Origin of the sequence: Corallococcus sp. CA041A, from assembly GCF_003612075.1 — a bacterium.
Classification (GTDB): Bacteria; Myxococcota; Myxococcia; order Myxococcales; family Myxococcaceae; genus Corallococcus; species Corallococcus exiguus.
Genome location: NZ_RAWF01000665.1, coordinates 1 through 439 on the forward strand (window position 1 = coordinate 1; position 439 = coordinate 439).

At 59.2% G+C, this 439-nt stretch carries 1 pseudogene; it reads right to left on the reverse strand.

Annotation, left to right across the window (positions count from 1 at the left end):
• Positions 1-406: pseudogene (locus D7V77_RS42655) on the reverse strand (IS3 family transposase); the annotation flags it as partial.
• Between the last annotated feature and the right edge of the window lie 33 nt (positions 407-439).

Consider the following 439-nt stretch of genomic DNA (forward strand, 5'->3'; position numbering starts at 1 on the left):
TCCCTTTGCTGGCGTTTGTAGTACGCCTGGCGGCTGATGCCAATGTAGCGGCAGGCCCTGCCCACACTCAGCCCTTGGACGAGCTTTTGCGTGAGGACCTGCCCGAAGGCTTTTTTACGACGCGCGCCCCATGCTCTTTCTGGATCACGTCGATCACCGCCTCGAACAGGCGTGCCTTCTCTTGGGCCTCCCGCAACTGCACTTCCAATTCCTTGATGCGCTGCTCTGGCGTGAGCGACTTGCGCTGGCTGCTTTGATTTTCCATCGTGGTTTTGGCCTCCGCTGAGGCGCTCCAGTCCTGTCGTCCGTGCTTGCGCAACCATACCAGCACCGTCGAACGACCCTGAATGCCATAGCGTCGCTGCGCCCCTTTGTAGGTCAGCTCGCCTTTTTCCACCTGCTCAACCTGACCCTACACCAAGAAACAGTACCGCTGAGA